This window comes from Mycobacterium sp. E342 (genome assembly GCF_001667665.1).
Classification (GTDB): domain Bacteria; phylum Actinomycetota; class Actinomycetes; order Mycobacteriales; family Mycobacteriaceae; genus Mycobacterium.
Window position 1 is genome coordinate 1 of sequence record NZ_LZJM01000317.1, and the last position, 26,747, is coordinate 26,747.

A 26,747-nucleotide genomic window follows, 5' to 3' on the forward strand; every position below is an offset into this window, starting at 1 on the left:
GGTGGGATGCTAGCGAACAGCCCTGCCGCTCGCGCGGCGAATTCCCATGTCCGCGTGCGCCTGGCGGTTCCGTCACCCGCTGGACATCCTCGGTTCACCCACTGGACGACGGCTTGCATCGGCACCGGGCGGCGACACGGCGAACCGTTTGCTAGCGCGACCCCGCGTCGGCCACGCAGCGAAACCCGATGTGGGAGGTCGCCGAGTCCTGCGACTGCGGTGACCGGGCCGCCGGGCGGTAGCGGTGGCAATACTCCGGTGCGCACAGGTGCGAACCGCCTTTGAGGACTTGGTTGATCGAGGGGTTCGGTGGCCCCGTTGGGGCGCAACAGGCTTTCGGCGGCTGATCGAGCCGATGGTGTGCGGAGAACTCGGTGGCGGTCCACTCCCATACGTTGCCGATCATGTCGAGCAGGCCGAATCCGTTGGGCGGAAACGTCCCCACCGGAGAAGTCCCCACCCAGCCGAGCGCACCGTCGTTGCGGTAGGGGAAGTCGCCTTGCCACGTGTTGGCCATCAGCCGGCCATCGAGCGTGGCCTCGTCACCCCAGGAGTAGGTCGTCGTGCTTCCGGCGCGCGCCGCGTACTCCCATTCGGCTTCACTGGGCAGGCGCCGACCGGCCCAGCGGGCGTAGGCCGCGGCGTCCGGAAAGGCCACCTGCACCACGGGATGGTCGAGACGGTCTGCGATGTCGCTGTCCGGTCCGAACGGGTGGCACCAGCTCGCCCCCGGCACCCAATGCCACCATTGGCGCCAGTCACGCAGGTCCACCGGGCCCGGCGTCGGGCGAAAGACCATGGCACCGGGGCACAGATCGTTGGGATCGGCGCCGGGATAGAGCGCGGGGTCGATGGGTTGTTCGGCGACCGTCACATAGCTTGTCGCGGCGACGAATTCGGCGAACTGCGCATTGGTCACCGGGTGCCGCTCCACCGCGAACGGGCCCACGGTGACGGTGTGGATGGGCGCCTCTTCCGGGTAGAAGCTCGTCGAGCCCATGCGGAATGACCCGCCAGGCAAGTCGACGAGCTCGGTAAGCACCACCTCAGCGTAGGACCACCACCAGCCGTCGGTGACGCACCGGGCGGAACGCGCACACGCGCGGATAACTGTCGGCGGCCCCACGACCAAACACGTCGACGCCGGGTGACATGAATCCCCTTCCGCCCTAGACGATTACTGCCGCACGACACCCGCTATTCGCCCGGCCGAGCCAACCAGTTCACCTGAATTTGGTTTGCTTGCTCGCTCGATAACGTTAAGTCTCGACATGTGCCGAACGGGGTGACGTTCCCGACCCCGCACCTCCCGTCGGCGCCGGGCGCCATCGCCGACGCCACGTCCCCGGTTCTGTTGCCCGCGAGGAAATCAGCGAAGTGAAGCGCAAACGATTGGCCGCGACCTTGAGCATGCTGGCCGCGGGCGCTCTGGCGCTTCCGGCGTGCAGCAACGCTCCCGCCACCCTGCCGTATACCGCTGGGGCGAAGGTCAACTGCGGCGGTGACCAGAACCTGTTGGCCAGCGGATCGACCGCACAAGCCAACGCGATGAACCGGTTCATCGCCGCCTACACCAAGGCCTGCCCCGGGCAGAGCCTCAACTACTCGGCCAACGGGTCCGGCGCCGGAGTCGGCGATTTCCTGGCCGGCAAAACCGATTTCGCCGGATCTGACGTACCGCTGACGCCCGACCAATACGCCGTGGCGAAACGGCGATGCGGCGGGGCCGACGCCTGGAACCTGCCGGTGGTGTTCGGCCCGCTGGCCATCACCTACAACCTCGCCGCGGCCGACTCTTTGGTGCTCGACGGGCCCACGCTGGCCAAGATCTTCAACGGGACCATCACGCGCTGGGACGATCCCGCCCTCACCGCGCTCAACGCCTCCATGCCCGCCGAGGACATCCACGTCATCTACCGCAGCGACGCCTCGGGCACCACCGACAACTTCCAGTCGTATCTGCAGGCCGCGTCCGGCGGGGCGTGGAACAAGGGCACGGGCAAGGCGTTCAACGGCGGCGTGGGAACCGGCGCCGCGGGCAACGCCGGCACCGCCGCGCTGGTGAGGACCACCGAGGGCGCGATCAGCTACAACGAGCTGTCGTTTGCATTGAAGGAAGGGCTTTTCGCCGCGGAGATCAAGACGCCGGCCAGCCGCAGGTCATTGCGACCGGTGCGGATCGGCGCCGACGCGGTCGGCAAGACCATCTCCGGCGCCAAGGTCATCGGCGAGGGCAACAATCTGGTGCTCGACCTCTCGGCGTTCTATAACCCGGCCCAACCCGACGTCTACCCGATCGTGTTGGCCACGTACGAGATCGTCTGTTCGACCTATCCCAGCGCCGACGTGGCCAAGGCGGTCAGGGCTTTCCTGCAGGCGGCGATCGGCCCCGGCCAGGTCGACCTCGCGAAGACCGGCTACATCCCGCTGTCGGTGGACTTCCGGGCACGGGTCTCGAGCGCCGTCGACGCGATCGGCCCCGGTGACACGTCGAATTCCGAGTAACCCGGGGCTGGCTAGGCCCTCTTCGGTGTCTTCTTCTCCCGGGATCGCCACCAGGCGACGATGAACAGGGACATCGCGGTGACCAGCCCGATCAACACCCACAGCACGACGGCCTGGTCGATCCACGACCCCGGCGGTGGAGAACCGGGCAGGAAGTTGCGCAGCGGCACGACGGCGAACAGCAGCGCCGCGAACCAGGTTCCCAGCGGCGGCAGGAATGTGGTCCGGCCCAACGCCATCGGGATCGCCACCCACAGCGCCAGCACCGGCAGGGCGATGAGGACCAGGCAGATGCCGACATCGAAGATCAGCGCACCCTTGGAGCGCTCCAACGTGATGATCACATTGTCCTGGACGTCCGGGTTGGGGTCTTCGGGGTCGTGGACGCGCGTCACGGTGGCGTCCCAACCGTCCAGCTTTCCGGTCACCTCCACACGGGCGGGTGCTTTCTCGCGGTTCTGGCCCGTGCCGGTGAACACGTCGGCCGCGAGGACTTCCGTCTTGTACGAGTCGAACGGCCAGTTTCCGGGATCACCGTGGGCGACGAGGGCGGTGCTGACCTGCGCGGGCGCCTTGCCGACCGGGTACTGCAAGTCCCCCAGATCGTTCTCCGGATACAACCGCACGGCCGCATCGGTCGTCAGCACACCGAAGTTCTTGTCATACAACGAGTCCTTCGGGTAGACGAGCACGTTCACCGTCAGGCGGTTCGCGACGGTATCCAGCTTCTCGAGGTGCACCTGCACGACGCTGTCGTCGGCCTCGAGCTTGCTGAAATCCACCGGGGGCAGCGCGGGTGCCGACTTTGCCAGCAGGTGCACGGCGATCAGCGACAGCACGTAGATTACGATCACGGCCACGACGATGCCGAAAGTAATCGCCATTTGCCGGCCCCGGTGGGCGGCCGGCGCCGGCGGCGCGGGGGGAGCCGGGGTCCCGGCGGTCATCGAAGCATCACGGCCAGATGCTAGCAGGGACAACGGCAATTTTCAGGGGATAGTGACGGCGAATTCCTGCATTACCGTGGATTTCGCCGCGTCGAAACCCGCGGGTTTGCCGGGCCCCTCCAGATGGACGGCCACCAGATACGCCTGGGTGTTCGTCCAGATGTGGGCGATGCGATCGGCGAATTCGTTTGCTCCGGGCCCACCACCAGTACCGGTGAGCAGCTGGCTGCTGTAGCCACAGAACTGGGCCGCCGTGACGGTGACCTTGGCGTTCGGGTTCGCCCGTCCCAAGTCGCCGGCGTAACGCAGAAACGCGCCGCCCGGATCGAGGTCGGTACGGGTGATGGTCACCCGCACCGACATGCCGTCGGGCCCGGCAGCCGTGAGCGCCACGTCACCCGTGCCGGGGGTCGAACTCCAGCCGTCCGGCAGCGGGACGGTGAGCACGGGCGCCACCGGGTCGGACACCGAGGCCTTGGTCATGGAGCCGCTGGCCGGCGGCGGGAAGCACACCAGGGCATTGGGCGGAATATGCTCGGGCAGCGTGGTTTCGACGCCGGGCACCGGCTCGGCCGGGTCGGACAGCCGCGTGGTGGGGGTCGTCGGCGAGGCGGTCGGACCGATGGCGGTGCCGCCGGTGGTCTTCTCACATCCCGCCGACAGGATCGCCAGCAGGCACAGCGCCAGGATTTCAGTCGCGCGAAAAGGCAAGCGCAATTTCGGCTTCCACGTCCACATAGGGCCGGCCGGACAGGTCGACGCTGACCTGCGTGATGGTGCCGCCGGTGAACGAGAACGGCGCCTTGTAGCGGCTGCACACCGCCGAGCCTCCGTTGCGCCCAACCGTGATGCCGGCACCCGCGATCCCGAACGTCCCGGGGTGCGTCTGCACGTCGGCGAGGGTGCCGACCACGTCGTCGTCGATGAACAACGTGACGTCCCCGAGCGGCGTGTGGCTGTCCGGCACGGTTCCGGTCCGCGAATAGCTCACGCCCAGCAGATGCCTGCCCAGCGGCACCGCGCCCGACGACGACACCGCCTGCTGCCGCTCGCCCAGGAAGTTGTAGACGTAATGCAGGCGCCCGTCCTGGATGAACAGCACGTGCCCGCCGTGCGCGCCGCCCTGCTTGAACAGCACCCCCTCCGCGCCGGTGGTATCCACGCTCACCTCGGCCAGCACCGAGAACGACCTGCCCCGGATTTCGGCGCCCGCGCCGATGCTCACGTCCGCGCAGTCGGGATAGTAGACGTAGCTTGACCGTTCACCGACGAGGTAAGGGCGGAACCGCGTCATCGTCTCCAGGATGTTCAGGTCCGAAAGCGGCAGCCCGTTGTACTTGGCGGCCTCGGAGAACCACAGCGCCTGGAGTTCTGAGAGTTTGTCCGGGTGTTCGGCGGCCAGGTCGTGGCACTGGCTGCGGTCGGCCTCGATGTGGAACAGTTCCCAGCGGTCGGTGTCGAAATGCGACCACCCGGCGGGCGTCGCAGCGTGGACGGTGTTGGCGAACCAACCCCGATGCCATATCCCGCGGGTGCCGAGCATCGAGTAGAACTGCGTCTGCTTGCCGGTGTCCGCGGCCGGATCGGCAAGGGCTGCTTTGAAACTCACACCGTCGAGTGGCCTCTGCGCGATGCCCCGAACGGTTTCGGGCGGCGTCATGCCCAGCAGGTCGTAGACCGTGGGCGTGATGTCGCAGACGTTGACGTAGGTGTCGCGGATCTCCCCGTGTGCGGCAACACCGTTGGGCCACGAGATGATCGCCGTGTCGGCGATGCCACCCTCGTGCGACGCGTACCGCTTGTAGAGCTTGTACGGGGTGTTGAAGGCCATCGCCCAGCCGATCGGGTAATGGTTGTAGGTCTCCGGGCCGCCGAGGTGATCGAAGAGCTTCATGCTCTCTTCGACCGTGTCGATGTAGCCGTTGAAGAACTTGCCCTCGTTCACCGACCCGTTCGGGCCGCCCTCCCCGCTGGCCCCGTTGTCGGAGATCACCACGATGATCGTGTTGTCCAGCTGACCGGATTCCTCCAAATAGTCCAGGATTCGGCCGATCTGGGCGTCGGTGTAGCTCAGGAAGCCGGCGAACACCTCGGCCATGCGGGAGAACAGCTTCTTCTCGTCATCGCTCAGCGAGTCCCACGGCCGCACCGTGTCCTGCAGGGGCCACGGCTCGCCCTGCGGTCCCGTGACATCCGCGTACGGGTTGACCGGCGACAGTTCGGTGTCCGGCGGCACGATGCCCATCGACTTCTGGTTTTCCAGCACGATCTCGCGATACGCCTCGTAGCCCATGTCGAACTTGCCGGCGTAGCGGTCGGCCCATTCTTTGAAGACGTGGTGCGGCGCGTGGCCGGCGCCCGGGCACACGTAGCTGAACCACGGCTTGTCCGGGGCGATCACCTTGGCGTCGCGGATGAACTCGATGGCCTTGTCGGCGATGTCTTTCGAGAGGTGGTAACCGTCCTCGGGCGTGCCCGGCGGGCTGACCGGATGGTTGTCGTAGACCAGGTCGGGATACCACTGGTCGGTTTCGCCGCCCAGGAAACCGTAGAACCGCTCGAACCCGCGCGAGATCGGCCAATGCCGTTTGGTGGCCGCGAGATTGGACTCTTCCAGCGGCGTCAGGTGCCACTTGCCGACGCAGTACGTGTTGTAGCCGCGCTCGGCGAGCACCTCGGAGAGCAGGGCGGTGTCGAACGGGATGCGACCGTTGGCGTTGGGGAAGGCGTCGGTGAACTCTTCGATGGTCGCCATGCCGACGGTGGTGGCGTTGCGGCCGGTCAACAACGACGCCCGGGTGGGCGAGCACAGCGCGGTGGTGTGGAATTGCGACAGCCGAACACCGCGCTCGGCGATGCGGGTCATCGCGGGCATCTCGACCAGGCCGCCGAAACAGTCCCACGTCGCAATGCCGGTGTCGTCCCAGACCAGGTACAGGATGTTCGGCGCATTCTCCGGTGCGGTCGGCGCGGCGTAGGGGCCCCAGTCCGGCTCGGAGTCCCGGATATCCAGCTCGATCTTGCCCTGAAAGGCGCGGGAGTCAGTCGACATGCGCCGAGCGTAACGCGACCGCGAAATTTGCGACCTTTTTTCGCGGTGCCGTTACGCTCGGGCAAAGCACGACGCCCGAGACCGTCAGGTCTCGGGCGTCCTCTGCCGCTTCGCGGCTACTTGGCCTTTTCCAGGATTTCGACGAGCCGCCACCGCTTGGTCGCCGACGTCGGCCGCGTCTCCATCAGCGAGACGCGGTCGCCGATGCCCGCGGTGCTGTTCTCGTCGTGCGCCTTGACCTTCTTGGTGGTACGGATGATCTTGCCGTACAACGGGTGGCGCACGCGGTCTTCCAGCTCGACCACGATGGTCTTCTGCATCTTGTCACTCACGACGTAACCGATGCGGGTCTTGCGACGCCCACGCACCTTCGGGGTGGCCGGAGTGTGCTTGGAGCCCTTCTCTTTCGAGCCGGCGTCCTGCGCGGCCGCCTTCGGAGCCGCCTTCTTCGCTTCTGCCATCACGATTCCTTACCGTCGGGCCCGCTAGCCAGGCCCAGTTCCCGTTCCCGCAGCACGGTGTAGACCCGCGCGATCTCCTGCCGGACCGTGCGGAGCCGGCGGTTGTTACTGAGCTGCCCGGTCGCCATCTGGAAACGCAGGTTGAACAGCTCCTCCTTGGATTCGCGCAGACGCTCGGTCAGCTCCTCGTCGGTGAGCTCACGCAGTTCGCCAGGCGAAATTCCCACTGCCATCAGAACTGATCCTCTCGGGTCACGATGCGTGCCTTGATCGGCAGCTTGTGGATTGCACGGGTGAGTGCCGCCCGGGCCACCTGTTCGTTGGGGTAGCTCAGCTCGAACAGCACGCGGCCCGGCTTGACGTTCACCACCCACCATTCCGGCGAACCCTTACCCGAACCCATCCGGGTCTCGGCGGGCTTCTTGGTCAGCGGGCGGTCCGGGAAGACGTTGATCCAGACCTTGCCGCCACGCTTGATGTGGCGGTTGATCGCGATACGCGCGGACTCGATCTGACGGTTGGTGACATAGGCGTGCTCCAGGGCCTGGATGCCGTAGTCACCGAAGTTCACCGCCGTGCCGCCGCTGGCGATGCCGCGCTGGCGGGGGTGGTGCTGCTTACGGTGTTTAACCCTGCGGGGAATCAACATGATTCAGCTCTCCGTGCTCTGCGGTTCTGCAGCAGGCGGCGTCTCCACCGCGGCGGTTGCAGTGCTTTCTTCGGCGCCCGCGGCGGCGCGGCCGGCCTCGGTGCTGGTCGCCGTGGTGCCCGACGCACCGCTGCGCCGGGGCCGCGTGCCCGACGGGCGCTCGCGGCGCGGACGGTCGGCGCCCGCCGGGGCGGCCGCTGCCAATTCGCGCTTGCCGCCGACGATGTCACCCTTGTAGATCCACACCTTCACACCGATGCGGCCGAAGGTGGTCTTCGCCTCGTACAGGCCGTAGTCGATGTCGGCGCGCAGCGTGTGCAGGGGCACCCGGCCTTCGCGGTAGAACTCCGAGCGGCTCATCTCCGCGCCGCCCAGACGGCCCGAGCACTGCACCCGGATGCCCTTGACGTTCGGCTGGCGCATCGCCGACTGGATGGCCTTGCGCATGGCGCGGCGGAACGCCACGCGGTTGCTCAGCTGCTCGGCGACACCCTGGGCCACCAACTGCGCCTGCGACTCCGGGTTACGGACCTCGAGGATGTTGAGCTGAACCTGCTTGCCGGTCAGCTTCTCCAGGTCCGCACGGATGCGGTCGGCCTCCGTGCCGCGGCGGCCGATGACAATGCCGGGGCGCGCGGTGTGGATGTCCACCCGCACCCGGTCGCGGGTGCGCTCGATCTCCACGTCGGCGATGCCGGCGCGCTCGAGCCCGGTAGACAACAGCCGCCGGATCGCGACGTCTTCCTTGACGTAGTCCGCGTACTGCTTGTCGGCGTACCAACGCGACTTCCAGTCCGTGGTGATGCCCAGCCGGAAGCCGTGCGGATTGATCTTCTGGCCCACTAGTCTGAGCCTCCCTTCGCCTCAGAAGTCTCAGACGTAGTTTTCTTCGCCGGAGCGGACTTCGCCGCGGCTTTCTTTGCGGGTGCCTTCTTGGCGGGCGCCTTGGATGCGGCCTTCTTCGCGGGCGCCTTCGCGGCGGCCTTGCTGGCCTCGGCGCGGCGGGCCCTCGTCGACTTCGCCGAACGCTGGTCCTTGGCCGGCCGGCTCTCCACCACGACCGTGATGTGGCTGGTGCGCTTGCGGATCCGGAACGCGCGACCCTGCGCGCGAGGACGGATGCGCTTGGCGGTCGGGCCCTCGTCGGCGTAGACCGTGGCAACCACCAGGGTGGAGGGGTCCAGCCCGTCGTTGTTCTGCGCGTTCGCCGCTGCGCTGGCGATCACCTTGGCCACCGGCTCACTGGCGGCCTGAGGCGCCCAGCGCAGGATGTCCAGCGCGTCGGCCACCGACCGGCCGCGCACCAGGTCGATCACCCGGCGCGCCTTGGTCGGCGAAACCCGCACGAACCGCGCCTTGGCGACCGCGGACGGGAATTCGGTTGTGGTCATCGCCGTTTGGCCTTCCGGTCGTCCTTGATGTGTCCCTTGAAGGTGCGCGTCGGCGCGAATTCACCAAGCTTGTGACCGACCATCGCCTCGGTGACGAACACCGGGACATGCTTGCGTCCGTCGTGGACGGCGAAGGTGTGGCCGATGAAGTCCGGGATGATCGTCGAACGCCGCGACCAGGTCTTGATGACCTGCTTGGTGTTCTTCTCGTTCTGGACGTCCACCTTCTTGAGCAGGTGGTCGTCGACGAACGGGCCCTTCTTCAGGCTGCGTGGCATGTGCTACTCCTCGAGTTCCTAGCGACCGTGCTTCTTGCCGGTGCGCCGGCGCCGGACGATGAGTTTGTTGCTGGCCTTGTTCGGGTGGCGGGTGCGGCCCTCCGGCTTGCCCCACGGGCTCACCGGGTGCCGACCACCGGAGGTCTTACCCTCACCACCACCGTGCGGGTGGTCCACCGGGTTCATGACCACACCACGGACCGAAGGGCGCTTGCCCTTCCACCGCATCCGGCCGGCCTTGCCCCAGTTGATGTTTGCCTGCTCGGCATTGCCCACCTCGCCGACCGTGGCGCGGCAGCGCACGTCGACGCGGCGGATCTCACCGCTGGGCATGCGCAGCGATGCGTAGGAGCCCTCCTTGCCGAGCAGCTGGATGCTCGAGCCGGCGGACCGCGCCAGCTTGGCGCCACCGCCCGGCCGCAGCTCCACGGCGTGGATCACGGTACCGGCCGGGATGTTGCGCAGCGGCAGGTTGTTGCCCGGCTTGATGTCGGCGTTCGCGCCCGACTCCACCACGTCGCCCTGCGAAAGGCCCTGCGGCGCGATGATGTATCGCTTCTCGCCGTCGAGGTAGTGCAGCAGCGCGATGTTGGCGGTCCGGTTCGGGTCGTACTCGATGTGCGCGACCTTGGCGTTGACCCCGTCCTTGTCGTTGCGGCGGAAGTCGATCACCCGGTAGGCGCGCTTGTGCCCGCCACCCTTGTGGCGGGTGGTGATGCGGCCGTGTGCGTTACGGCCGCCATGGCCGTGCAGCGGGCGCACCAACGACTTCTCCGGCTCCGACCGGGTGACCTCGGCGAAGTCGGACACGCTGGAGCCGCGGCGGCCGGGGCTCGTCGGCTTGTACTTACGAATTGCCATGTCTAATCAGGTCTTTCTCTCGCGCGCGGCTAGGCCGGGGCCCCGAACAGGTCGATCGGCTTGCTACCCGGCGCCAGCGTGACGATGGCCCGTTTGGTGCTCTTGCGCTTGCCGTATCCGGTCCTGGTGCGCTTGCGCTTGCCCTGCCGGTTCGCGGTGTTCACCGAAGCGACCTTGACGGCGAAGATCTTCTCGATGGCGATCTTGATCTGCGTCTTGTTCGAATCGGGGTGCACCACAAAGGTGTACACGTTCTCATCCAGCAGCCCGTAGGACTTCTCCGAGATGACCGGGGCCAGGATGATGTCGCGGGGGTCGGTGATGGTAGCCATCTACGCCGAAACCTCCTCGGTGCTAGCAGCGTTGCCCCCGATGTAGGCGTTGAGCGCCTCGACGCTGAACACCACGTCGTCGGAGCGCAACACGTCGTAGGTGTTGAGCTGGTCGGGCGTCAGGATGTGCACACCCGGCAGGTTGCGCACGCTCTTGGCGCCGGCCTCGTCGCTGCGGCCGATCACGATCAGCACGTTCTTGCGGTCGGTCAACGTGCCCAGAAACGCCCTGGCGTTCTTGGTCGACGGTGTCTGACCCGACACCAGCTCGGTGACCGCGTGGATGCGGCCGTTGCGCGCCCGGTCCGACAACGCGCCGCGCAATGCCGCGACGATCATCTTCTTCGGGGTGCGCTGGGCGTAGTCGCGCGGCTTGGGGCCGTGCACGACGCCGCCGCCGGTGAACTGCGGGGCCCGCGTCGAACCCTGACGGGCACGACCGGTTCCCTTCTGCCGGTACGGCTTCCGGCCGCCACCGCTGACCTCGCCGCGAGTCTTCGTCGAGTGCGTGCCCTGACGCGCCGCCGCCCGCTGCGCGGTGACCACCTGGTGCATCAGCGCGATATTGGCCGGGGCGTCGAACAATTCGGCCGGCAGCTCCACGGAGCCCTCGACCTTGCCGTCCGGCGTCTTCACGTCAATCTTGAGCGCCATTACTTCTCACCTCGTTTGATCGCGCTGCGGACCACCACGAGCCCACCGGTGCGGCCGGGGACCGCACCCTTGATCAGCAGCACGCCGTTCTCGGTATCGACCTTGTGCACCACCAGGTTCTGGACCGTCACCCGGTCATTACCCATGCGGCCCGCCATCCGGGTGCCCTTGAAGACCCGGGCGGGGGTGGCGCAGCCACCGATCGAACCCGGCCGGCGGTGCACCGCCTGCGCGCCGTGACTGGCGCCCTGGCCGCGGAAACCGTGCCGCTTCATGGTGCCGGCGAAGCCCTTGCCCTTGGAGGTTCCGGTCACGTCGACATAGGCGCCGTCGGCGAAGATCTCCGCCGTCAGCTCCTGGCCGACCTGGTATTCGCTGGCGGCGGCCTCGTCGTCCAGCCGCAACTCGGCCAGGTGGCGGCGCGGGTTCACGCCCGCGGCGCTGTACTGACCGGTCACCGGCTTGTTGACTTTGCGGGGGCTGATCTCGCCGTAGGCCAGCTGAACGGCGCTGTAGCCGTCACGCTCGGGTGTGCGGATGCGGGTGACCACGTTGGGCCCCGCCTTGACGACCGTCACCGGGACGACCCGGTTGTTCTCGTCGAACACCTGCGTCATGCCCAGCTTGGTACCCAGAATGCCTTTTCTTGCCATGAGTTCACCAAGCCCCTACTGGATGTTGACGTCGACACTGGCCGGAAGGTCGATGCGCATCAGCGCGTCGACGGTCTTCGGCGTCGGGTCGAGGATGTCGATCAACCGCTTGTGAGTACGCATCTCGAAGTGCTCCCGCGAGTCCTTGTACTTATGCGGAGAGCGGATGACGCAATACACGTTCTTCTCAGTCGGCAGCGGCACCGGACCTACGACGCTGGCACCCGTGCGGACGACGGTCTCGACGATCTTGCGCGCCGATGCGTCGATGGCCTCATGGTCGTAGGCCTTGAGCCTGATGCGGATCTTTTGTCCCGCCACGCTTCTCCTACCCTCATTCCACTTACAAAAATCCGTGTCCGGACCTGGTGCTCCCAGCGCGCTGACCGGGCCCGGAGCCGGGCCGATCGAGCGTCGCGCCGGATACTGCGCCGCTGTTTACCTGTCGTGGTCCACCGGCCCCCGCGGTCGGGTGTGTCACCCTCACGCAGCCTGGACCCCGACGAATCTGTCGCGCTCCAAGGATGAGACCGGACGCGCCCGTTTGGGCGCTGGTCGTATGCCGGACCAGGCGCAAACCCGGTCCAAGGCAACCTGAACAGTATGCCCTAGATCGTGTGTTTGGCCAAATCTGGCCCGAGTGCCGCCGACCTGCCCTTTTGGGCCCTCAGGCACCCGCCGATTCGACACTCGCCGCGTCGGCCCGATTGTGCGCTCGCTGAACATAGAGGAAACCGTCGACGGCCGCGAGCGCGCACTCGCGGTAGTCGAAGTCGGGCAGCGTGGACAGGCGCCCCAGCACCAGCGGCCCGATGAGCAGCGCGATGGCGCGGGACCGGTCAACCTCACCCAGCTCGGCTGCCTCCGGGCTGTCGAAGATCGCGTCGAACGGGGCCGCGTACTGCTGGGCGATGCGCTCGCGCAGCGTGGTGATCGCCGGGCTGTCCGCCGAGTGGCTGCCGCGGGGTTCCGGCAACTCCTCAAGGTCCCGGCCCATGGACAGCCACGACATGGCCGCCATCAGGGCGGGCGCCTGGGCCACCGACTCGGCCTGGGCCAGCACCACCGCCACCAGGCGATCCCGCACCGACCCCTCGGCCGGCGGTGTGGGCGACGGCGGGATGAGGCTGTTGAACGCCGCTGCGAGCAAGTCGTTTCCGCTGGGGAAGTGGCGGTACAGCGTGGCCCTCGCCACGTTGGCGGTGCGGGTGACCGCGTCGACGGTCACCGCGCTGGGTCCCCCGGAACGCAGCAGCGCCGCGGCGGCCTCGAGCAGGCGGGCCCGCGAGCGCGCCGGACGTGGATCGGTACTACCGCCGGTGATTGGGACCCACCTCCCACGTTTGGGAACAAGACTATCGGTCTACCTACAAGACTATCGGTCTCGAAACTTTCCAACGCCACCGTGAGGAGGCGCATCACATGGTCGAAACCCTGGTCCGGCCCGACCAGCGTACTGATGCGGTCAGCATCGGCGGAAGCCCCCGAGCGCGGAACTGGACGCTGGCCGTCGCCTGCATGGGTGTCGCGCTGGTGGTCGCGTCGATGACGGCGCTGAACACCGCGCTGGGAGACCTCGCGGTGGCCACCTCGGCCACCCAGTCGCAGCTGAACTGGATCGTCGACGGGTACACCGTGGCCCTGGCGTGCCTGCTACTGCCCGCGGGCGCGATCGGCGACCGCTACGGCAGGCGCGGCGCCCTGGTGATCGGCCTGGTGGTCTTCTCCGTCGGGTCGGTGGCGCCGGCGATGCTGCACAGCCCGGCGCAGATCATCGCCGGCCGCGCCGTCGCGGGGATCGGCGCCGCCTTCGTGATGCCGGCGACGCTGTCGCTGCTTACCGTGGCCCATCCGAGGGACGAACGCACCAAGGCGGTCGGGATCTGGGCCGGCACGGCCGGATCCGGCGGGGTGCTGGGCATGCTCGGTTCAGGCCTGCTGCTCCGCTTCTGGGACTGGCACGCGATCTTCTGGTCCCTGGGCGCCGCCGGGCTGGTGATCTTCGCGCTGGCTTGCACCGTCGCCTCGTCCCGCGACAGCGGCGCCCCGCGCATCGATTCGATGGGCGCGGTCCTGATCGGCGCCGCCGTGGCGATCGCCGTGGCCGCGATCCTCGAAGCCCCGGCCCGCGGGTGGAGCGACCCGCTGGTCTGGGGCGGACTCGCCGCAGGCGCGGTGCTCGCCGCCGCCTTCGGTGTCGCCGAGCTCCGGCTCACCCGGCGCGACGGGCAACCGCTGCTGGACGTGCGGTTGTTCGCGGACGCGAATTTCGCCACCGGTGTCGCCGCGATCGTCATCCTGTTCGGCGCGACGTTCGGCTTCTTCTATATCGGCATGCAATACGTGCAACAGATCATGGGCTACTCGGCCCTGGCGACGGCGATCTCCTTCGGCCCGTTCATGGTGCCGCTGGGCATCTTCTCGGCGCTGTCGTTCTGGTACGTGCCCAAGCTGGGTCTGCGGCTGGTGTTGTTCGTGGGCACGCTGCTGATGGCGGTCGGGTTCGCCTGCATGTACCGGCTGGATCTGCACTCGTCCTACCTCCAATTCGCCTGGCCCACTCTGGTGTTGGCCACGGGCATCGGAATCTGCACGGCGCCGACGACGTCGGCGATCATGGGCGCGGTTCCCGACGAGAAGCAGGGGGTCGCCTCCGCGGTGAACGACACGTCCCGCGAGATGGGCGGCGCGCTGGGAATCGCGGTGGCCGGTTCCATTCTGGCCGGCCGGTATTCACACGAGTTGGCCCCGAAGCTGATTCACTTCCCGGGACCGGTCCGCGGGCCGGCCACCGATTCGCTGGCCAAAGCCGTCGAGGTCGCGGGCAGGCTGGGGCCCCAGGGCCGCCAGCTGGCGGACCTCAGCAAGACCGCGTTCCTGGCGGCCCTGCATGCGTCCACCATCGCGATGGCCGTGATCGTCGCTGTCGCCGCGGTGCTGATCGGGCTTTGGGCGCCGGGCCGCGACGGGCGGCAGCTGCGGCCGGTACGCCGGATAGTGTCCCGCCGCCGTCACTGAGCGCGACAGCCAATACCGTTGTCCCACAGCGGCTCAGCGCGGATGCCGCCGCCGGAGATGCTTGAAAACGCCCGCCGCTTCTGGTATCAGGGATATATATCGACAGATACAGGTCATCTCTGCAAGGCGAGGTGCGATGTGGTGTTGATAGGAGCGCCGTCACCGCGCGAACTCGGCGGCCCGGTGCCCGAGCATCACGATGGTCGCGTGCGGCCCACGGCTGGTGATGGCGGGCAGGATCGAGCCGTCGATCACCCACAGGTTGTCGATGCCGCGCACCCGGCAGCGATGATCCACGACGGCCCGCGGGTCGGTGTCGGCACCCATCGGCGCGGTGCCGCACAGATGTTGCGACGTGGACCATACGGGAGCGCCGACAGGGGTTGCGGCACCTGCCAGTTCGCGGGCAAGCTCGGCCCCCTGGCGTAGCGCCGCGACGTCGCCGGGCCGGCTGTCGTAACGGTGTTCGATCAGGGGCGGGACGTCGGGGTCCGCGGATACCAGCGTGATGCGCCCGCGCGCCCGCGGCTGCATGAGCGCCACGCCGATGTGCGGCCAGTCGGCATGCCCGGCGGTGCCGTCGCCCGTCATCGCGACGAATCCTCCGGTGTAGGGCCTGATCTCGAGATCATCCGCGGTGCTGAGCACGACCTCGAGCACTGGCCGGCCGGGGGCCACCGTCCACTCGGTGGGCAACACCCATTCGGGGTGATCGCTGAACGCGGCGCCGACCGGCAGCGGCGCGACCGTGGGTACGCCGACGGCCCCCAAACCATCCTCCGGCCCGATGCCGGAAAGCATGAGCAGCTGCGCGGTTTGAATGGCACCGGCGCACAACACGATCCGATCGGCGGTCAGGCTAATGCTGCCGTGCGGGCCGATCGCGTCGACACCGATCGCGGCGGTGCCGGCGAACCGCAACCGCGCCGCGCGGGTCCGCGCGTGCAACGTCAGATTGGGCCGGCCCAGGGCCGGCAGCAGGAATCCGGCACCGGATCCGGTACGCACGCCGTCGACGATGTTGAGCGGGACGGCGCCCATGCCCGGAACAGGTTCGGGGCCAACGTCGTTCAGATCGTCGATCCAGCCGAATCCGGCGCGCTGTGCGGCGGCGATGAAACGCTCCGTGGTCCCGGTCATCTCCCGGGTGCGACGCACCTTGATGGGGCCGCTGGCGCCGTGGGCGGGGCCCGCGAAATCGAGGTCGGTCTCGATGGCGCGGAAGCTGTCGAGGACGTCGGACCAGGCCCAGCCCGGCAGTGCGAGGCGGTCGAAGTCGCGCGGTAACCCGCGGCAGAAGTAGCCACCGTTGACCGCGCCGGAACCGCCGACCGTCGCCCCGCGCACGAGCGGATGCCGGCGCACCGGCCGATCGGTCAGGCTGGTCTGATAGCGCCGGACCAGTGGGCTGCCGGCCCCTATCGGCAGCTGGAAGCCGTTGGCGGTTTGGGCGAGCAGCGCCGGATCGTCGAGGGCCGGGCCCGCCTCGAGGACGGTCACCACGCGGCTGGGATCGGCCGAAAGGCGCTCGGCAACAACCGATCCAGCACTGCCGGCGCCGACGATAAGCACGTCGCTGTGCGGGGCGGCCTTCATCAAGGGCGGGTCAAGGTGGCGGCTAGCTCCGAATCTGCGGCTTCAGCGCGCGCAGGTTGCGCTCCCGCAGCACACCCCACCACAACCCGAGACCGTACGCCAGGTCGTCGACGCGCTTGAGCAATAGATAGGTCAGCAGGCCGATCGGTTCGGCGTCGTCCCCGATGGCGTCGCGGCGGTGCAGCCAGTCCACCACGCCGTCCATGATCGCCGCGACCAGTACGACACGCCGGAAATGTCGCGACACCGTCGCGGCGAGCAGTGCCAGCGGCCAGTAGTGGCGGCACAGGGCCGACGCCAGCTGCAGCGCCGCCGACCACAGGCCGCGGGCCGCGATCACCACGACGTCGGTGATCGAGGTGTCGGCACCGCGCATCGCCCTGGCGATCCGGCGACCCGTCAGGACGGCGAAGACGACGGAGGCCAGCTGCGACAGGCTGGTCCCGAACGCCATCAGGATCCAGGTCATCAGCGCCCATCCGGAGATCACCACCGGCGCCGTCTTGTCCGGGTGGCGCACCGAGAGCGGGGCCGCCGAACCGCCGTAGAAGGCCTTGCGCGCCAGCCAATCCCTCAGTTCGGTGCGATGGTCGTGGGCGACCAGCGCGATGGGCTCGTAGCGCAGCCGGGCGCCCGCTTCGATGAGCCGCCAACACAGGTCGACGTCCTCGCCGGACTGCAGGGTCTCGTCGAACCCGCCGACCGCGCGCAGGGCGGAACACCGACAGATGATCGCCGCGCTGGGCACGTAGGACACCGTGCTGTGGGGCAGTACCGGGGCTTCGCGCTCGCCGAGGTCGAGCGAGGAGTGCAACGCCTCATAACGCGCCACCACATTCTCACTGTGCGACAAACCGACGATGCGCGGCGCGGCCAGCGCGACGGTCGGATCACAGAAATGCCCGAGCAGCGCCTCCAGCCACCCGCGCCGGGGGGCGACATCGGAATCCAGGAAGGCGACATAGTCGGTGGTGCAGGCAGCGAGCCCGGTGTTGCGGGCGGCGGCCGGACCCCGGCTGCGCGAGTGTCGCAGCACTTCCACGTCACAGTGGGCGCCGACGAAGTCGTCCGGCTCGATGGGCGGGAACGAGCCGTCGTCCACGACGATGACCCGCAGGCCGCGCAGCGAGCTCACCAGGCGGCGCACCCCGGACAGGTTATCCCGCACCGGGATTACCACGGTCACGTCGTGGTGCGACGGGCCACCCGCCGGCCGCGGATGCGCGACCGTGGCGTCGAGCAGCGTGCGGGCCAGCTGCGCGCTGACCTCGTCGCGGACCTTCAGCCGGCCGTCGCACAGCATGTCCTGGGCGGCCGGAGCGAGCTTGAGCAGCCGGGTCGGCGAACCACCGAGCAGCGCCGAGCCGTCGCCGAGTACCCGCACGCGGCGGTCGACCTGGACGGCGAAGCCGTCGGGCAGCCGGGGCGCGGGCGCGCTCACGTGAGCATCCCGTCGCCCCCGGGTGACCACCGGTCCACCCGGCGGACACACCCGTCGACCATCTCGGCGAGGATGCGCTCCCCCTCGGCGGCGGTCGCGGTGGTCGGGTCTCCGAGCACGCCCACGGGGCTGACCGCGGCCACTCCCCCGCGGCGCATCGACGGCAGCAGTTCGGCGAGCGGAGCCCGGTTGCCGGTGAGCCACCGATCGGTCAGCACATCGCCCGGCGAGATGTGCAGCAACAGCGAGGTTTCGGTGTGACCGGCGTGGGCGTCGGCCCCGTCGGCCAGGCATGGGCACCAGCCGGCATCGCGACCCTCGGCGCGCAGCCGGGCCACCGCGGCGCTCAGCGCGGCGGTGTTGCCACCATGGCCGTTGACGAAAACCAGGCGCCCGGCCCAGCCGGCGGCCGACCGGCCGTACTCCACCAGCAGCATCGTCAGGGCTTCGGTCCCGATCGAGATGGTTCCGGCGAAGCTCTGGTGTTCGCCGCTGGCGCCGTAGGCGATGGCCGGCGCCATCAGCCAGCCGCGCCCGAGGCGCGTCCTGGCCCCCCGGGCGACCGCGGTTGCGATCCGGGTGTCGGTATCCAACGGCAAGTGCGGACCGTGCTGTTCGGTCGACCCCAGCGGGACCAGTACCGACGGCGAGGTGCCCGACAGCTGGCTTGACGTCGCCATTGCCAATTCGCCGAGTACGGGCACTCGGTGATGGTAGGACGAATTCACCTGGCGTGCACCGATTGTTGTCCGTTGAAAATGATTTTTTTCTGGCCGGTTCATGCGGCGTTCGAAATCAATCCTCGTCCGTCACGGACACCACGCTTGTACCACGGTGTGGGCGGGCCGATCATTCCCGAGAAATCTGCCCGGGATATCGGTGATTGGCGCCTACGCGCCGCCTGCGGCCGGGACGCCGAGCGTCCGGGTGAAGCCGGGCGGCACCAGGATGTCGTCCGGGCCGAGGTCGTGAACGCTGCCACGCCCCAGACCCATCAGCGCCGAGTCGATGCCGCCGCGCAGGATGTCGAGCACGTTCTCCACGCCCGCCTGCCCGGCGGCCGCCAGGCCCCACAGGTACGCGCGGCCGATCATCACCGCGCGGGCCCCGAGCGCCACCGCCTTCACGACGTCACTGCCGCGGCGGATGCCGCCGTCGAGCAGCACCTCGACCTGGTCGCCCACCGCGGCGGCCACCGCGGGCAGGGCGCGGATCGACGCCGGCGTTCCGTCCAGGTTGTTGCCGCCGTGGTTCGACACCGAGATCGCCGAAACTCCGGCGTCGACGGCCCTTTTCGCGTCATCGACGCGCATCACGCCCTTGAGCATGAACGGCCCGCCCCACAGCTCGCGGAGCCAGGCGATGTCCTCCCAGGTCGGGGGCGGCGTGCCCATCCACTCCCCGTAGGCCGCGAAGAAGGGCGGGCCGGGTTCGCCGCGGCGCGCCTGGTTGGGCACCCGCAGGTCCGGCGGGCGCAGCGTCTTGCCGTACTTCCACAGCCAGCGGGGCTTGAAGACGGCCTCCGGCGACTGGCGCAGGATGGTCCGCAGGTTCATCTCCTCGGGGATCTTCGGGCTGCCCCAGTCGCGGCCGTGGGAGAACGACCAGTCGGTGGTGACGATCAAGCCGACCGCACCGGCTTGCCGGGCCCGCTCCACCCGCTCGGCGATAGCGTCGCGCCCGCCCAGCCAGTACACCTGGAAGAAGACCTTGGGGTTGGCGGCGATGACTTCCTCGATCGGTTTGCTCGCGAACGAGGACAGTCCCATCGCCGTTCCGCGCGCCGCCGCGGCCCGCGCGACCGCCACCTCGCCGTCGGGGTCGACGGCCTGCACCCCGGTGGGCGAGATCAGCACCGGCAGCGAAATATCTTGTCCCATAACGGTGGTCGACAGATCGCGCTTTTCCGGCGCGCCGACGACGTGGGGGGCGAATCCGAGTTCGCTGAAGGCCTCGACGTTGCCTGCGACGGTGATTCCCTTTTCACTGCCCGCAACCAGCGCGGAATACACCGATTTCGGGAGCCGCCGTTTTGCGCGTTGCTGCGCGATGGCGACGGTCTCAAACCACTTGTCGGCCATGGCTAGACCGGGCTTTCGTTGCACAGGCGGGCGGGCGGCGCGTCCGGCGGTCGCACCGACAGCGTCAACGGCACCGGCTGCCGGACCCGGCGCCCGTGGGAATGGTCGGCGCGAGGACGCGGCGTCTCCCGCTGCCGGGCCAGCGCCGACGCGCTGTGCCCCTGGACGCATTCGGGATCTGGCCCGTCCATCGGCAGGCCGGTGAAGAACTTGGCCGCCATGCACCCGCCGCGGCAGGCGTCGTAGTGCCCGCAGCTGCCGCAGGCGCCCGCGGACTGCGGTTCGCGCAACTCGCGGAACAGCGGCGCGTTCTTCCAGACGTTGTCGAAACCACCGTCGCTCAACACGTTTCCGGCCAGGAAGCGGTCGTGGATGGCGAACGGGCAGGCGTAGACATCACCCACCGGGTCGATCAGGCACACCACCCGGCCGGCACCGCACATGTTCAGGCCGGCCAGCGCGCCGGCGGAGCCCAGCGGCGACAGGTGGAAGAAGGAATCACCGGTGAGCACCCGCTCCCCGTTGGCCACCAGCCAGTCGTAGAGCTGAACCTGCTGGGCGGCGGTGGGGTGCAGGTCCTCCCAGACGTCCGCGCCCCGCCCCGAAGGACGCAGCCGGGTGATCCGCAGGGTGGCGCCGTAACGGCTTGCCAGCGCGGCGAATTCGTCGAGTTGGTCGACGTTGTGCCGGGTGACCACCACGGAGATCTTCGCGTCCCTGAAGCCGGCAGCGGCAAGGTTCTCCAGCGCCCGCACCGCCATGTCGAAGGAGCCCGGCCCCCGGACCGCGTCGTTGACCTCCGCGGTGGCGCCGTCGAGCGAGATCTGGACGTCGACGTAGTCGCTGGCGGCCAGCCGGGTGGCGACCTCTTCGGTGATGCGGACCCCGTTGGTGGAGAACTTCACCCCGACGTGGTGCGCGGTGGCGTAGTCGACCAGCTCCCAGAAGTCCGGCCGCACGGTGGGCTCCCCGCCGCCGATGTTGACGTAGAACACCTGCATGCGTTCCAGCTCGTCGATGATGTCCATGCACTGCCGGGTGGACAACTCCCGCGGATCCCGCTTACCCGACGACGAAAGGCAGTGCACGCACGCCAGATTGCAGGCGTAGGTCAGCTCCCACGTCAGGCAGATGGGCGCATCCAGCCCGCTTTCGAACTGCTCGATGAGCCGCGGCACTCTGGCCAGTCCGGCGGTCATGGGGCCTCCTGAGGAACCAACATCGACGAATCGGCCAACACGCCCAGCGCCTGCAGGTACGGCGCCTCACCCGAGTCGTCCACACCCGCCGCGCGGCAGGCCGAGTGCACGTCGGGATGGTCGGCCAGGGACCGCACCACCGTCAGGATGGTGCGGTTCTTCAGAAACGACAGCTTGCGGGTGCCGAAGTGATAGAGCAGCGCACCGAACGGTTCGGGTCGAACCGCCACCTGCGGGTGCAGCCGCCAGCCGCGGTCGGGGTCGAACACGCGGGTCAGTAGACCCCGCACATTCCGTCGATGGACACCTCTTCGACCAGGGTCTCGGTGACGAGCTGGGTCTCGGTCTCGGTCTCGTGGTCCATGGGTCTTTGCCTTTCGCCGGGTCTTGACAACGATGGGACTTGGGTCACAAGCTTCGTCAGAATATGGCATCGAGTGCCGAAATGGAAGGGCGGGGTCTCATGGGACCGCAGCCGCGGGTGGGCCGTCGCCGCTCGACCACGCCCCACCACATCACCGACGTCGCCATCGAGCTGTTCGGCGCTCGCGGTTTCGCCGACGTCAGCGTCGACGACGTCGCGCACGCCGCCGGCATTTCGAGGCGGACGCTGTTCCGCTACTACGCCTCCAAGAACGCCATCCCGTGGGGCGACTTCGACACCCACCTCGCGCACCTGCGCGACCTGCTCGACGACGTCGATCCGCGGGTGCCGCTGGGTCAGGCGTTGCGCGACGCACTGTTGGCGTTCAACACCTTTGACGAGTCCGAGACCGCGCGGCACCGGCAGCGGATGCGGGTCATCCTGCAGACCGCCGAACTGCAGGCCTACTCGATGACCATGTACGCCGGCTGGCGTGAGGTGATCGCCGGGTTCGTGGCCCGCCGGTCGGACTGCAAGACGACCGACCTGCTGCCCCGGACCGTCGCCTGGACCATGCTGGGGGTGGCGCTGTCGGCCTACGAGCACTGGCTCGGCGACGAGTCCGTGCCGCTGCCGACCGCGCTGGGCCAGGCGTTCGACGTGGTGGGCACCGGGTTGCACGGGCTGGATCGGTGACCGGCGACCACCTGCTGCACACCCTGCGCGCGCAGGGGCGGTTCTGCGCGGGCTCCGGCTCGCCGATGTACGGCGAGCTTTTCGAGCTGGTCGCCCGCGACGTCGCCGCCGGCGGGGTCTTCGCGGCCGTCTTGTCCGGGCACGAGGACGCCCCCTCCCGCCTTGCGGTGCCGCTCCGGCTGCTCGGCGGCCTGCACCGGTTGGTGCTCGACGGCCGGGCGGCGCAGCTGCGCCGGTGGTATCCCAGCACGGGCGGCAGCTGGGACGCCGAACGAGCGTGGCCCGAGATCGTGGACGTCGCGGCCGGCCATACCGAAACATTGCGGGCGGCGTTGCGGCAACCGCCCCAGACCAACGAGGTTGGGCGGTCCGCCGCACTCATCGGCGCCCTGTTGCGCATCAACGGTGAATCAGACCTGCCGATAAGGCTTTTCGAGATCGGGACGAGCGCGGGACTCAACCTGCGCGCGGACCGCTACCGGTACCGATTCGACGGAGGAGAGTGGGGGCCCGGCGATTCGCCGGTGACCATCTCCGACGCGTGGCGCGGCGCGCTGCCGCCCGGCGGCGGGGTGCGCATCGTCGAGCGGCACGGCTACGACATCGCACCCGTCGACGTCACCGGTGCCGACGGGGAGCTCACGGTGTTGAGCTACGTCTGGCCCGACCAGACGGCCCGGCTCGAACGGCTGCGCGGCGCCATCGAAGTCGCCCGGCGGGTGCCCGCGCGGCTGGCGCGCCAGACCGCGGCCGACGCGGTCGCCGGTTTGACGCCGGCCGAGGGCGCGCTGACGGTGCTGTGGCACTCGATCACCTGGCAGTACCTGTCCGAGGAGGAGCGCGAGACGGTGCGCGCCCGGGTCCGCGCGGTGGGCGGACAGGCGGACGCGCGGTCGCCGTTCGTGCACCTCACGCTGGAGCCGGCGCGCGGCGGCCCCGACTCACCGATCCGATTCCTGGTGCGGGCGCGCCGTTGGCCCGGGGGCGAACTGCAGATTCTCGGCGAATGCCACCCGCACGGCCCGCCGGTGCACTGGCGATAGATCAACGAAAGCCGATGTGGCCCAATGCGCTTGCGCCGTGGTCAGCCCAGCACGTCGGAGATGGGTGCGCCGGCGGCGATCTTGCCGCGGACCTTCATGACCTTGCCGGGCATCCCGCCGCCGACGACGCCGACCAGCACCCCGTCGCGCTCGTAGTACGCCAGGAACTTGCGGCCGTCGTCCTCGACGAGGTGGACGGTGTCGGTGGCCTCCGGTTCTCCCAGGCACTGGATCTTCACGTCGTACTGGTCGCTCCAGAAGTACGGGACGACGACCGCGGCCGACGACACGTCCTTGCCCAGCATGGCGGGCACCACGACGCGGGTCTGGTCGGCGACGTTGCTCCAATGTTCCACGCGCGCTTGATGTCCCGTCGCGTCGCGCCAGGAGGCGACGTCACCGAGCGCCCACACGTTGGGCGCGCTGGTCCGTCCGGCCTGGTCGCAGAGCACGCCGTTGTTCACCTCGACGCCGCTGCCCTCGAGCCAGCCGGTCGCCGGGTGCGACCCGATGCCGATCACCACCAGGTCGGCCGCCACCTCGGTGCCGTCGGACAGCACCACGGTGTCCACCCGCCCGTCGCCGCGCACGTCGGCCACCCCGACGCCGAGGCGCACGTCGACCCCTTCCTCGCGGTGCAGCCGCGCGACCAGCTCACCGATCCGCTCGCCGAGCACCGACGCCAGCGGCGTCGGCTGGGGCTCGACCAGCACCACGTCCACCCCGAGGGTGCGCAGGCTGGCCGCCACCTCGCAGCCGATGAAGCCGGCGCCGACGATCACGGCGCGCTGCGCGGCGGACGCGTGCTCGCGCAGCGCCAGGCTCTCGTCGAACGTGCGCAGCACCCGGATGCCCTCCAGATCCGGCAGCGTCGGGATGCGCCGCGGCACCAGGCCGGTCGCGATGACGAGTTCGTCGTAGCCGATCACGGACCCGTCGGCCAGCGTCGCCGTCTGCGCCGCGGTGTCCAGGCCGATGGCCGCGGCGCCCAGCCGGAGGGTGATGTCGTGCTCGTCGTACCACTCCCGGGGTTTGAGGGCCACGTCGTCGACCTCTTTGCGCAACACCTCTTTTGACAGCGGCGGGCGGTCGTAGGGCAGATGCACCTCGTCGCTGACGATCGTGACGCGGCCCGCGTAACCCGACCGGCGGAGCTGCTCGGCGGTCCGGGCGGCGGCCAGACCGCCACCGACGATCACGATTCCTTTGCTAGCGGTCACGTGGAGTTCATACCACGCTGGCCGATCAGTACTTCAAGGCGCCCTTGTCCACGGGCACCTGCGTGCCGGTGAGCGTGCCCGATCCATCGCCAGCTAGCCACGCCACGACATCGGCCACCTCGTCGGGGGTCATGAAGCCGTTGGGCTGCAAGGGCATCGGGGGAAAGCTGTGCACGAAGCTGGGATGGCGGGCAAATATCTCCATCATCGCCTCCGGCTCGATCATCGGGGTGTCGACCGAGTACGGATGGATGGAGTTGACGCGGATGTTGTATTCGCCGAGCTCGATGGCCAGCGTGTTGGTCAGCGCGGTGAGGCCGTGCTTGCTGGCCGAGTAATGCCCGTTGCCGGGAGTGGCTTTAAGCCCCGCCGACGAGCTGACCACCACGATCGAGCCCCCGTTGCCGGCGTCGATCATCGCGGGCACGGTGGCGCGCAGGGTGCGCCAGGTGCCGGTCAGGTTGACCCCGATCACCGTGTCCCACTGCTCGTCGGTGAGCTCCCAAACCCGGCCCCAGCTCAGGACTCCGGCGTTGGCCACCACGATGTCGAGCCGGCCGAATTGTTCGATGCCGTCGGCCACGAGCTGGCGCAGGGCGGCGTCGTCCCGGATGTCCACTTCGCGCGCCAACACCTTGCGCCCCTCCGCTTCCACCAGGCGGACGGTCTCGGCGAGGTCCTCCGGGGTGGCGGGCGTGTAGGTGAGACACTTCGACGCCGGTGCACAGATGTCGAGCGCGATGATGTCGGCACCCTCGCGGGCCAGCCGCACCGCGTGCGAACGGCCCTGGGCGCGGGCGGCGCCGGTGATGAACGCGACCCGCCCCTGCAGTGATCCAGTCACGCAGCCAGGCTAGCAGCGGAACTGAAACCTGTTCTAACTCGGCCGGCGATCAGATTTCGGAGATGATCTGGGCTCGCCGACTGCTGTACTCCTGGTCGGTCAGCGCGCCACTGGCGCGCAGTGTCTCGAGTTCCTGCAGCCGTTGAGCGATCGATGGTTGCGGGGGCGTGACCACCGGTGCGGGGCCGCCGGCAGCGGCGGGGTGGGCGGCCGGCTGAGGGCCCGGCGCCTGCTGCTCGGCCGCCCGGCGCACCACCGCCTGAATCTGCTGGCGCAGCACCGGATTCGATCGGATGTCCACCATCCGGTTCAGCGGGACGTTGTTGGCCTTGAGGATCTGCAGGATCTCCATCAACGGGCCGGCCTGGCCGCTCAGGTCGTAGGTCTGGTTGTCCTCGGCCACCGTGAACTGGGCGGGCACCAGGCCGTTGACCAAAGCGCTTCGCTCCCAGTCGATTCGGTATTCGTTGGTGGTGGGATTCACCAGCACCACCAATTTGCGTGCGTTGAGGTTGCCCAGCCGGGTCACGCTGGCGATCACCCGGTCTTCGCTGTCGAACGGCAGGAACCCGGGACCGGCGATGTGCAGGTGCACCTTGACCACCTGCTGGTTATTGATCCACGTTCCGGTCTCGGTGACCCCGGTGATCTGGGCGAGGGCCAGCACCCCGCTCTGTTCGAGCGCCGCGGTCTTGGCCGAGGACTTCGCGCCGTAGTTGGCCAGCGCGAGCGCGATCAGCACGTCCGCCACGGTGACGAGCAGACCGACATAGAACATCCACTGCAACAGGCTGCCGAGCCCGAGGGTGAAGTAGACGATCAGGAAAATCGGCCCGACCAGGCCGCCGCACAGTAAAACCACCAACTGTGCCTTCAGGTAGCGCGCCAACACGAGTGTCTCCTTACACTGGCCGGAATTTCCGTGTCAGATTAGCTGTCGCGGTCTCACCGCGAGTCGCATACGCGCAACCGGTCCGCTGTCAGTCCACCCTGGGTATCAGCGTCGGGGCGGGACGCGCCGACGACCCCGCCGAAGTCCCCGTGGTGGGCGAATGGGCCGACACCATCTTCACCGGCGTGCCGGTCGATACCGGCATCGCCGGGGCCGCGGCGGCCTGCGGTGTCTCAACCTGAGCGGGCGTCGAGACGAGCGGGTTCGCCGTCGCCGGAGCGGCCGCTACCGGCTGCGAGGCGGCCGGGGCGTAGGTGGGGGTCACCATATTCACCGGCGTCGCGGGCGTGGCGGCCGGGGCCAGCCCGGCCGGGCCCGCGGCGCCCGCGACCACCGTCGGTCCGGCCGCTGCCGGATTGCCCGCGATCGCCGAAGCCGGCGCGATCGCCGACATCAGGGGGGCCGCCGGTACGCCCGGCGCCGAACCGCCCGCGGCCGCCGCGGCCGGCAGCTGCGCGGCCATCGACGCGGGTGCCCCCGCGGCCTGCAACGGCGTGGTGTTGGCGGCCT

General features: G+C 68.8%; 30 protein-coding genes and 1 pseudogene. 4 read left to right on the forward strand and 27 right to left on the reverse strand.

The annotated features are described in order from the left end of the window. Window positions 1-151: 151 nt before the first annotated feature. On the reverse strand, window positions 152-1,042 hold the full coding sequence (locus tag A5692_RS25925) for a formylglycine-generating enzyme family protein (protein ID WP_068061991.1): 891 nt from the start codon (window positions 1,040-1,042) through the stop codon (window positions 152-154). A 335-nt stretch (window positions 1,043-1,377) separates the two neighbouring features. Here A5692_RS25925 and pstS point away from each other — a divergent pair, with 335 nt between their 5' ends. Further along, window positions 1,378-2,505, forward strand: coding sequence for a phosphate ABC transporter substrate-binding protein PstS (gene pstS, locus A5692_RS25930; protein WP_068061933.1), 1,128 nt, complete (start codon window positions 1,378-1,380; stop codon window positions 2,503-2,505). An 11-nt stretch (window positions 2,506-2,516) separates the two neighbouring features. On the opposite strand, the gene A5692_RS25935 is transcribed toward pstS, so the two are convergent. The 15 genes from A5692_RS25935 to A5692_RS26005 all read right to left on the reverse strand — a co-directional run bounded on the left by A5692_RS25935 (window position 2,517) and on the right by A5692_RS26005 (window position 13,059). Beyond that, complete coding sequence (locus tag A5692_RS25935) at window positions 2,517-3,452, reverse strand: DUF4436 domain-containing protein (RefSeq protein ID WP_068061938.1); 936 nt, start codon at window positions 3,450-3,452, stop codon at window positions 2,517-2,519. 42 nt (window positions 3,453-3,494) lie between these two features. Beyond that, window positions 3,495-4,163: a hypothetical protein gene (locus A5692_RS30070; protein ID WP_231984465.1), complete on the reverse strand. Its 669-nt coding sequence runs from the start codon at window positions 4,161-4,163 to the stop codon at window positions 3,495-3,497. Further along, window positions 4,144-6,504, reverse strand: coding sequence for an arylsulfatase (locus tag A5692_RS25945; RefSeq protein ID WP_068061941.1), 2,361 nt, complete (start codon window positions 6,502-6,504; stop codon window positions 4,144-4,146). Before A5692_RS25945 ends, A5692_RS30070 begins: the two co-directional genes overlap by 20 nt. A 116-nt stretch (window positions 6,505-6,620) precedes the next feature. Further along, window positions 6,621-6,965, reverse strand: coding sequence for a 30S ribosomal protein S17 (gene rpsQ, locus A5692_RS25950; RefSeq protein ID WP_067924220.1), 345 nt, complete (start codon window positions 6,963-6,965; stop codon window positions 6,621-6,623). Next, on the reverse strand, window positions 6,965-7,198 hold the full coding sequence (rpmC, locus tag A5692_RS25955; protein ID WP_067274850.1) for a 50S ribosomal protein L29: 234 nt from the start codon (window positions 7,196-7,198) through the stop codon (window positions 6,965-6,967). The genes rpsQ and rpmC overlap by 1 nt, the downstream gene beginning before the upstream one ends. After that, a complete protein-coding gene (gene rplP, locus A5692_RS25960; protein WP_007167840.1) occupies window positions 7,198-7,614 on the reverse strand; it encodes a 50S ribosomal protein L16 in 417 nt (138 codons plus the stop codon). The genes rpmC and rplP overlap by 1 nt, the downstream gene beginning before the upstream one ends. Window positions 7,615-7,617: 3 nt before the next feature. Further along, window positions 7,618-8,457 (reverse strand): 30S ribosomal protein S3, encoded by an 840-nt coding sequence (gene rpsC / locus A5692_RS25965; protein WP_068061944.1) that lies wholly within the window; start codon window positions 8,455-8,457, stop codon window positions 7,618-7,620. Continuing rightward, a complete protein-coding gene (rplV, locus tag A5692_RS25970; RefSeq protein ID WP_068061947.1) occupies window positions 8,457-9,005 on the reverse strand; it encodes a 50S ribosomal protein L22 in 549 nt (182 codons plus the stop codon). Before rplV ends, rpsC begins: the two co-directional genes overlap by 1 nt. After that, a complete protein-coding gene (gene rpsS, locus A5692_RS25975; RefSeq protein ID WP_010908582.1) occupies window positions 9,002-9,283 on the reverse strand; it encodes a 30S ribosomal protein S19 in 282 nt (93 codons plus the stop codon). The genes rplV and rpsS overlap by 4 nt, the downstream gene beginning before the upstream one ends. An 18-nt stretch (window positions 9,284-9,301) precedes the next feature. Continuing rightward, window positions 9,302-10,144, reverse strand: a complete 843-nt coding sequence (gene rplB, locus A5692_RS25980) for a 50S ribosomal protein L2 (RefSeq protein WP_067924224.1) — start codon at window positions 10,142-10,144, stop codon at window positions 9,302-9,304. Between the two features lie 29 nt (window positions 10,145-10,173). Beyond that, window positions 10,174-10,476, reverse strand: a complete 303-nt coding sequence (gene rplW, locus A5692_RS25985; RefSeq protein ID WP_067924225.1) for a 50S ribosomal protein L23 — start codon at window positions 10,474-10,476, stop codon at window positions 10,174-10,176. Further along, on the reverse strand, window positions 10,477-11,130 hold the full coding sequence (gene rplD / locus A5692_RS25990) for a 50S ribosomal protein L4 (protein ID WP_068061950.1): 654 nt from the start codon (window positions 11,128-11,130) through the stop codon (window positions 10,477-10,479). Further along, the gene (rplC, locus tag A5692_RS25995) at window positions 11,130-11,783 is read right to left on the reverse strand and encodes a 50S ribosomal protein L3 (RefSeq protein WP_067924227.1); all 654 of its coding nucleotides are present in this window, start codon (window positions 11,781-11,783) and stop codon (window positions 11,130-11,132) included. The genes rplD and rplC overlap by 1 nt, the downstream gene beginning before the upstream one ends. A gap of 15 nt (window positions 11,784-11,798) precedes the next feature. Beyond that, a complete protein-coding gene (gene rpsJ, locus A5692_RS26000) occupies window positions 11,799-12,104 on the reverse strand; it encodes a 30S ribosomal protein S10 (protein WP_003873519.1) in 306 nt (101 codons plus the stop codon). A 346-nt stretch (window positions 12,105-12,450) separates the two neighbouring features. Further along, on the reverse strand, window positions 12,451-13,059 hold the full coding sequence (locus A5692_RS26005; RefSeq protein WP_082963089.1) for a TetR/AcrR family transcriptional regulator: 609 nt from the start codon (window positions 13,057-13,059) through the stop codon (window positions 12,451-12,453). Between the two features lie 146 nt (window positions 13,060-13,205). Between A5692_RS26005 and A5692_RS26010 the strand changes: the two genes are divergently transcribed. Beyond that, a complete protein-coding gene (locus A5692_RS26010; RefSeq protein WP_068061955.1) occupies window positions 13,206-14,801 on the forward strand; it encodes an MFS transporter in 1,596 nt (531 codons plus the stop codon). A gap of 159 nt (window positions 14,802-14,960) precedes the next feature. Here the strand turns inward: A5692_RS26010 and mftG are convergent, their stop codons facing one another. From mftG to mftA, 7 genes are all read right to left on the reverse strand, one after another. Then, the gene (gene mftG, locus A5692_RS26015) at window positions 14,961-16,397 is read right to left on the reverse strand and encodes a mycofactocin system GMC family oxidoreductase MftG (RefSeq protein ID WP_068061957.1); all 1,437 of its coding nucleotides are present in this window, start codon (window positions 16,395-16,397) and stop codon (window positions 14,961-14,963) included. Between the two features lie 22 nt (window positions 16,398-16,419). Next, the gene (mftF, locus tag A5692_RS26020; RefSeq protein WP_068061961.1) at window positions 16,420-17,838 is read right to left on the reverse strand and encodes a mycofactocin biosynthesis glycosyltransferase MftF; all 1,419 of its coding nucleotides are present in this window, start codon (window positions 17,836-17,838) and stop codon (window positions 16,420-16,422) included. After that, window positions 17,835-18,566, reverse strand: coding sequence for a mycofactocin biosynthesis peptidyl-dipeptidase MftE (mftE, locus tag A5692_RS26025; RefSeq protein ID WP_068061964.1), 732 nt, complete (start codon window positions 18,564-18,566; stop codon window positions 17,835-17,837). Before mftE ends, mftF begins: the two co-directional genes overlap by 4 nt. 162 nt (window positions 18,567-18,728) lie before the next feature. Continuing rightward, window positions 18,729-19,919 (reverse strand): pre-mycofactocin synthase MftD, encoded by a 1,191-nt coding sequence (gene mftD / locus A5692_RS26030; protein ID WP_068061966.1) that lies wholly within the window; start codon window positions 19,917-19,919, stop codon window positions 18,729-18,731. 2 nt (window positions 19,920-19,921) lie between these two features. Beyond that, window positions 19,922-21,118 (reverse strand): mycofactocin radical SAM maturase, encoded by a 1,197-nt coding sequence (mftC, locus tag A5692_RS26035; RefSeq protein WP_068061969.1) that lies wholly within the window; start codon window positions 21,116-21,118, stop codon window positions 19,922-19,924. Then, on the reverse strand, window positions 21,115-21,408 hold the full coding sequence (mftB, locus tag A5692_RS26040) for a mycofactocin biosynthesis chaperone MftB (protein WP_068061971.1): 294 nt from the start codon (window positions 21,406-21,408) through the stop codon (window positions 21,115-21,117). The genes mftC and mftB overlap by 4 nt, the downstream gene beginning before the upstream one ends. Then, window positions 21,393-21,482, reverse strand: coding sequence for a mycofactocin precursor MftA (gene mftA, locus A5692_RS26045; protein WP_046186817.1), 90 nt, complete (start codon window positions 21,480-21,482; stop codon window positions 21,393-21,395). The genes mftB and mftA overlap by 16 nt, the downstream gene beginning before the upstream one ends. A gap of 99 nt (window positions 21,483-21,581) precedes the next feature. Between mftA and mftR the strand changes: the two genes are divergently transcribed. Continuing rightward, on the forward strand, window positions 21,582-22,178 hold the full coding sequence (mftR, locus tag A5692_RS26050) for a mycofactocin system transcriptional regulator (protein ID WP_068061974.1): 597 nt from the start codon (window positions 21,582-21,584) through the stop codon (window positions 22,176-22,178). Further along, window positions 22,175-23,221: a DUF2332 domain-containing protein gene (locus A5692_RS26055; protein ID WP_068061977.1), complete on the forward strand. Its 1,047-nt coding sequence runs from the start codon at window positions 22,175-22,177 to the stop codon at window positions 23,219-23,221. Before mftR ends, A5692_RS26055 begins: the two co-directional genes overlap by 4 nt. A 41-nt stretch (window positions 23,222-23,262) precedes the next feature. On the opposite strand, the gene A5692_RS26060 is transcribed toward A5692_RS26055, so the two are convergent. The 4 genes and pseudogenes from A5692_RS26060 to A5692_RS29595 form a co-directional block, all read right to left on the reverse strand. After that, the gene (locus A5692_RS26060) at window positions 23,263-24,441 is read right to left on the reverse strand and encodes an NAD(P)/FAD-dependent oxidoreductase (RefSeq protein WP_068061980.1); all 1,179 of its coding nucleotides are present in this window, start codon (window positions 24,439-24,441) and stop codon (window positions 23,263-23,265) included. A 25-nt stretch (window positions 24,442-24,466) separates the two neighbouring features. Beyond that, entirely contained in the window at window positions 24,467-25,285 is an 819-nt protein-coding gene (locus tag A5692_RS26065) for a mycofactocin-coupled SDR family oxidoreductase (RefSeq protein ID WP_068061984.1), read from the reverse strand. Between the two features lie 49 nt (window positions 25,286-25,334). Further along, window positions 25,335-26,177 carry an SHOCT domain-containing protein gene (locus A5692_RS26070; RefSeq protein WP_068061987.1) on the reverse strand — a complete coding sequence of 281 codons (843 nt, stop codon included), beginning with the start codon at window positions 26,175-26,177 and terminating at the stop codon, window positions 25,335-25,337. An 88-nt stretch (window positions 26,178-26,265) separates the two neighbouring features. Beyond that, window positions 26,266-26,747: pseudogene (locus A5692_RS29595) on the reverse strand (PE family protein); the annotation flags it as partial.

Bases quoted from the DNA above. Each gene is read 5' to 3' on its own strand.
- rplW (WP_067924225.1), bottom strand. From the start codon at position 10,476: ATGGCTACCATCACCGACCCCCGCGACATCATCCTGGCCCCGGTCATC.
- rplP (WP_007167840.1), bottom strand. From the start codon at position 7,614: ATGTTGATTCCCCGCAGGGTTAAACACCGTAAGCAGCACCACCCCCGC.
- A5692_RS26010 (WP_068061955.1), top strand. From the start codon at position 13,206: ATGGTCGAAACCCTGGTCCGGCCCGACCAGCGTACTGATGCGGTCAGC.
- A5692_RS25945 (WP_068061941.1), bottom strand. From the start codon at position 6,504: ATGTCGACTGACTCCCGCGCCTTTCAGGGCAAGATCGAGCTGGATATC.
- rplC (WP_067924227.1), bottom strand. From the start codon at position 11,783: ATGGCAAGAAAAGGCATTCTGGGTACCAAGCTGGGCATGACGCAGGTG.
- rplB (WP_067924224.1), bottom strand. From the start codon at position 10,144: ATGGCAATTCGTAAGTACAAGCCGACGAGCCCCGGCCGCCGCGGCTCC.
- mftR (WP_068061974.1), top strand. From the start codon at position 21,582: ATGGGACCGCAGCCGCGGGTGGGCCGTCGCCGCTCGACCACGCCCCAC.
- rplD (WP_068061950.1), bottom strand. From the start codon at position 11,130: ATGGCGCTCAAGATTGACGTGAAGACGCCGGACGGCAAGGTCGAGGGC.
- mftC (WP_068061969.1), bottom strand. From the start codon at position 21,118: ATGACCGCCGGACTGGCCAGAGTGCCGCGGCTCATCGAGCAGTTCGAA.
- rpsS (WP_010908582.1), bottom strand. From the start codon at position 9,283: ATGCCACGCAGCCTGAAGAAGGGCCCGTTCGTCGACGACCACCTGCTC.
- mftD (WP_068061966.1), bottom strand. From the start codon at position 19,919: ATGGCCGACAAGTGGTTTGAGACCGTCGCCATCGCGCAGCAACGCGCA.
- rpsQ (WP_067924220.1), bottom strand. From the start codon at position 6,965: ATGGCAGAAGCGAAGAAGGCGGCTCCGAAGGCGGCCGCGCAGGACGCC.
- rplV (WP_068061947.1), bottom strand. From the start codon at position 9,005: ATGACCACAACCGAATTCCCGTCCGCGGTCGCCAAGGCGCGGTTCGTG.
- mftA (WP_046186817.1), bottom strand. From the start codon at position 21,482: ATGGACCACGAGACCGAGACCGAGACCCAGCTCGTCACCGAGACCCTG.
- mftG (WP_068061957.1), bottom strand. From the start codon at position 16,397: ATGAAGGCCGCCCCGCACAGCGACGTGCTTATCGTCGGCGCCGGCAGT.
- rpmC (WP_067274850.1), bottom strand. From the start codon at position 7,198: ATGGCAGTGGGAATTTCGCCTGGCGAACTGCGTGAGCTCACCGACGAG.
- A5692_RS25935 (WP_068061938.1), bottom strand. From the start codon at position 3,452: ATGACCGCCGGGACCCCGGCTCCCCCCGCGCCGCCGGCGCCGGCCGCC.